Below are 4804 nucleotides of genomic sequence, written 5' to 3'. Positions count from 1 at the left end.
GATCCCTCCAGGAGGAGAGACCGCATATCCGGTATTAGCATCCGTTTCCGGAGGTTATCCCAGTCTTGAGGGCAGGTTGCCTACGTGTTACTCACCCGTCCGCCGCTAACCTTGTCCCGAAGGACAAGATCCGCTCGACTTGCATGTATTAGGCACGCCGCCAGCGTTCGTCCTGAGCCAGGATCAAACTCTCCATAAAGGTGTTTGACTTGCTCATTTATAACGTTGACTTGCTTCACTCGTTGTTCAGTTTTCAAATAACAAATTTCTATGTCGCTTTCAAGCGGCGACTTTCATAATATACCACAGCTGAATCATTCATTGCAACCTGTTTTTTATTACCATGTCGCTTTATGTATGTCGTCTGCTGTCTTCTTATGAAGCCCGTTCGAAGGGGCGAGAATTAATTTACCACAGCCTGTACAGGACCGTCAACCCTTTATTCCACTTTTATTTCAATCTTTTTTAGCGGTTGTTTCTGACCCTGAGAGCATACCGGGACAGCTCTCTCGGAGGCGCAATCCGGGCGAACATCCGGAATACGATCCGGTACCTGCGGGTTATGGCCTGTTTGATATCTACGTCGAGCCGGGAATCCCCTAAATCAAGCAGCATCTCGTCCAATTCCTTGCGCAGCACATAGTCGAGTTCCTTGCATTCCTTGTCGTTGAAAAGTATTCCGAGCATAACGGGGTGCCTCCTTGAATGTCTGGAACATTCCATGGTCTGATGCCGCTTTACAGTTATGCTCAAATAATGGAAGTTTTATTACAGCTGCAAAATCCATCTTGTCAGCGTGCTTTCCACTATCGCGGCTGCCAAAAGAAGCAGGACGACAATCGCTGCGGCAGGGACAAGGCTTTGGAGATAAGCCTTCCATTCAGCCCGGACAGAGTCCGTATCCCTTCCCGACATAGCAAGCGCCAGCCAGCGCCAGACATATCCCCCGAGCTTCATTCCATATGCGGCGGCGAGGATGATGACGGGAATTTCGATGATGCCGTGAGGCAGAATTCCTTTTGTAAAATGAAGCAGCGTCTCTCTCGTTCCCGCTTCTGCCGCTTCAATCGTCCATAAATAACCGAGAACCATGCCATTCATGACGAGAAAAAACACCGGAAGCGCCCCGAAGAGAATGCCTGCCGCCATCACAACGAGCGCTTTTACCGCATTATTGAAAAAAATGAACAAGAAAAAGCTGAGTGTCGGATTGCCGCTTTCCTGAAGCGTCTTGGCCAAATCCCGGATCTGGCTCATTTGACCTTCAAGCATGGCATGGAAGCTTTCATTGACCGCTCCGATCCAAGCGCCGGCCGCGAATAGCAGGCATCCCAGCCAAAACTGCCGGCGCACCAGCTTGATGGATGCGAAGCTTGCTTTCATTCGATTGCTCATTCCATTTCCCCCTAAAATTAGGCTGCGGCGCGAATATCCCGTACGGACGGGCATAGATTGTACTAATCCATACAGCAAGCCAAGCTTGCCGCGAAAGGAGCCCGTTCATCGATGAATCATTTTTATGTATTCAACGGAAGAAAAATCAGGCGTTATTTCTTCTTGGCCGTGGCCGTCATTTTTGCCGCCGGTGTCATCTATACCGAGAAGGACCAAATCTCCGTGTTTGCGAACGATCAGCCTGCCGCTATCTATGATGTGCCGACAAGCAAAAAAATCATCGCTTTGACCTTCGATATCAGCTGGGGAGAAAAGCGGGCCGAGCCCATCCTTGAAATCCTTAAAGAGAAAAACGTCAAGAACGCTACGTTCTTCCTCTCCTCTCCCTGGGCGCAAACCCATCCGCAAATCGTCAAATCCATCGTTGACAGCGGCTGGGAAATCGGCAGCCACGGCCACAAGCACGAAAACTACAGCAAGCTGACCGACGAAGAAATCAAGAATCAGATCCAGACAGCCCACTCCATCCTTACCCAGGAGACGGGAAAAGCACCCCAGCTCATCCGCCTCCCCAACGGGGATTTTGACAAAAGGGTGCTTCAAGTTTCGGAAAGCTTGGGCTACAAGGTCATCCAATGGGACACCGATTCCCAGGACTGGATGAATATCGGAACCCAAAACATTGTCGATCGAGTGCTCAAGCGCGCCCATCCCGGCGATATCGTGCTGCTTCATGCGAGCGATTCCGTGAAGCAGACCCACGAAGCGCTTCCGATTATCATCGACCAGCTCCGCAGCCAGGGCTATGAATTCGTCAGCGTTTCCCAGCTGATCAGCGGCACGGAGGCTTCCGGCAAGGAAGTGCGGGACAACGGCGTATCCAGCGAGCCGGTCACCATCCATATGTAGGCAGCCGCAAGAACTTCTTTCAGGCCGTCTTCGCCTCTGGCGCGTCGACGGCTTTTCTGCTGCCCGTAATGCGGTGAAGCAGCAGAATCTGGTAGGCATTGCAGACGACAAGCGGAGCCATCATGAAGAGGATCGCGCTTGTGCTTACACTGCCGTCATCTCCAGGCTGAAAGCTCGGCCATGCCTCGATCGCGGTCACGACAACCATCAGGAACAGCGTCGGGATGAAGGCGTGGTTGTTGGTTATCCGGCTCTTCCATGCTCCGACCGCCCAAGATACGGCGGCGAGTCCAAGCGGCAGAGCCCAGAAGACGACATTGCCCAAGTCTTCGCGGGCGCCATATAGGATATAGCCGAGGAATCCGAGCGCGAAAATAGTCGTATACGCTTGCAAGGCATTCCATAGATAAGCTTTGCGGAATACGCTCAGGGCGATGTAATTGACCGTGAGATAAGCAAAAAAGCCCATCTGGCTGAAGGCGCCGATCAGCAAGCCCACCAGCATCATATTGAAAAGGTTGAAGCCGAATCCGGACCAGCCGAATACGCTGAAGCTCTTATCGGTCAAAAGCATCAGGACCCCGACGATCAATGTCGTCGCGGCGCCCAAGGCCAGCGTTGTCCAGAACAGGTGAAACCACTTGCGGATCGTCATGCGGATGTATCCCCCCAGAGAAGTTGGCCATATCCTTCATCTTACCATGAACGGAATAAAAAGCTAAGGCTTTCCCTGATATTCGCCCGTCTCTTCGCGCATACTGTACGTATCATCGCCGCTATCCTACACTTGGCGGCACAGCGAAGAAAGGGGAACCTCGACATGAAGCTCAAGCGGGCCTTGTACTGCTTTTCGATATCGGCTTTTGCTGCCGTTCTTCTGACCGGATGCGGCGCCGAGCCGCAAGGAGGAGGCGGCCAGCAGACCAGCTACAAAGACATGAAATCCATGGTGATCGACATCCTCAAGACGGAGGACGCCCAGAAAGCGCTGCAGGAAAGCCAAATGAGCGCTGCGGGAACGTCGAGCAGCGGCATCAAGTCGCTGTCGGTGCAGGATGCGGAAAGTGTGCGCATGGCTGTCAAGGAAACGATCACGTCGCCGGATTACGACAAAGTGATCAAGAAGCTGATGACGGACACCCGATTTGCCGGCGACTTCGCCAAAGCGGTCAACAAAGAAAACAAGGATATCCACAAAGAGCTGATGAAAGATCCCGGGTACCAGAAGGAATTGATCTCGGCGATGAAAACGCCGGAGATGGACAAGATGATTCTCGAAGTGCTCATGAGCTCGCAATACCGCAAGCAGGTCATGACCATCATGCAGGAATCGATGTCCAATCCGCTCTTCCGCGTGGAAATCCTCGACCTGCTCAAAAAAGCGGTTCAGGAAGAGCTTCGCGTCAAACCGGGCGAGAAAGTGGATACGAGCTCCGGCGGTGGCGGCGAAGGCGGCGACAGCGGCGGTGAAGACGGCGGCGGTGGCGGCGACGACAGCAAGGATAGCGGCGAGGGCAGCGGAACATCAAGCTGATGAGGACGTAAAGGCGGCTGGGCCTGCTATAGCTCGAAACAGCAAAAGGCGGATATTCGGACTGGGTGAACAAAGGCGGTTGAGCCTTAAGCCAAGCTTTCAGTAAAGGCCAGTCATGAAGACGCCAAAAAGGGCAGCACCCGGATTTTCCAGGGGCTGCCCTTTTTGAATGGCGATGAAGAACAATCAATGTGCCGGCGCCAGCCTGATGACTTGATCGGCCAGCTCCAGATAGATGGCTCCCGTCTCCGTCTCCGCCTTGTACACCGACGGAGAGAAGTCCGGCTCGGATACATGGTTGTCCGGCGCGCCGAGAGGCACTTGAGCGAGCAGCGAAGTGTGCAGCGTCTCCGCCAGCTTCGCCCCTCCCCCGCGTCCGAACACATAGTCCTTCTCGCCGGTGGACGGGCTCATGTAATAGGACATGTTCTCCACGACTCCGAGAATCTCATGCTGTGTCGTGATGGCCATCGCCCCGGCGCGGGCTGCGACGAAGGCTGCTGTCGCATGAGGGGTCGTCACGATGATTTCCTTGCTCTGCGGCAAGATCTGGTGAACGTCGAGCGCGACGTCGCCCGTGCCCGGCGGCAAGTCCAGCAGCACATAATCCAGCTCTCCCCACTCGACTTCCTGGAAGAAGTTGCGCAGCATCCGCCCAAGCATCGGGCCGCGCCAGACGATAGGGCTGTTGTCCTCGACGAAAAAGCCCATCGAGATGACCTTCACGCCGAAGCGCTCAATCGGCTCGATCCGGCCGTCCACGATCTCCGGCCGCGATTCGATGCCCATCATGTCGGGCACGCTGAAGCCGTAGATGTCGGCATCGATCAAGCCGACCCGCTTGCCCCTGCGGGCGAGCGCCACCGCCAGGTTGACGGTGACGGTCGACTTGCCGACGCCGCCCTTGCCGCTGGCGACGGCGATGAACTGCGTGCCGCTGCGCTCCGCCAGCAGCGGCAGCGCCTC

Annotated in this window: 6 protein-coding genes and 1 rRNA gene; 2 read left to right on the top strand and 5 right to left on the bottom strand. The window is 54.8% G+C overall.

Annotated features, from left to right (window positions below; translation table 11 throughout):
• The 3 genes from BN871_RS23680 to BN871_RS23670 all read right to left on the bottom strand — a co-directional run.
• Positions 1 to 199 (bottom strand): 16S ribosomal RNA (locus tag BN871_RS23680); the annotation flags it as partial.
• Positions 200 to 465: 266 nt separating this feature from the next.
• Positions 466 to 687, bottom strand: a complete 222-nt coding sequence (locus BN871_RS23675; protein ID WP_048749365.1) for a hypothetical protein — start codon at positions 685 to 687, stop codon at positions 466 to 468.
• Between the two features lie 81 nt (positions 688 to 768).
• A complete protein-coding gene (locus BN871_RS23670) occupies positions 769 to 1395 on the bottom strand; it encodes a stage II sporulation protein M (RefSeq protein WP_048749363.1) in 627 nt (208 codons plus the stop codon).
• A gap of 111 nt (positions 1396 to 1506) precedes the next feature.
• Between BN871_RS23670 and pdaB the strand changes: the two genes are divergently transcribed.
• On the top strand, positions 1507 to 2304 hold the full coding sequence (gene pdaB, locus BN871_RS23665; RefSeq protein WP_048749360.1) for a polysaccharide deacetylase family sporulation protein PdaB: 798 nt from the start codon (positions 1507 to 1509) through the stop codon (positions 2302 to 2304).
• A 19-nt stretch (positions 2305 to 2323) separates the two neighbouring features.
• On the opposite strand, the gene BN871_RS23660 is transcribed toward pdaB, so the two are convergent.
• On the bottom strand, positions 2324 to 2959 hold the full coding sequence (locus BN871_RS23660) for a KinB-signaling pathway activation protein (protein ID WP_048749358.1): 636 nt from the start codon (positions 2957 to 2959) through the stop codon (positions 2324 to 2326).
• Positions 2960 to 3124: 165 nt separating this feature from the next.
• Here BN871_RS23660 and gerD point away from each other — a divergent pair, with 165 nt between their 5' ends.
• On the top strand, positions 3125 to 3838 hold the full coding sequence (gene gerD / locus BN871_RS23655; RefSeq protein ID WP_048749356.1) for a spore germination lipoprotein GerD: 714 nt from the start codon (positions 3125 to 3127) through the stop codon (positions 3836 to 3838).
• 186 nt (positions 3839 to 4024) lie between these two features.
• Here gerD and BN871_RS23650 read toward each other — a convergent pair.
• Positions 4025 to 4804, bottom strand: a 780-nt coding sequence (locus BN871_RS23650; protein ID WP_048749354.1) for an Mrp/NBP35 family ATP-binding protein, incomplete at its 5' end; no start/stop codon positions are given.

Origin of the sequence: Paenibacillus sp. P22 (genome assembly GCF_000469945.2) — a bacterium.
In the GTDB taxonomy this organism is placed as follows: Bacteria; Bacillota; Bacilli; order Paenibacillales; family Paenibacillaceae; genus Paenibacillus_O; species Paenibacillus_O humicus.
This window is presented reverse-complemented; position numbering and strand designations above follow the sequence as displayed.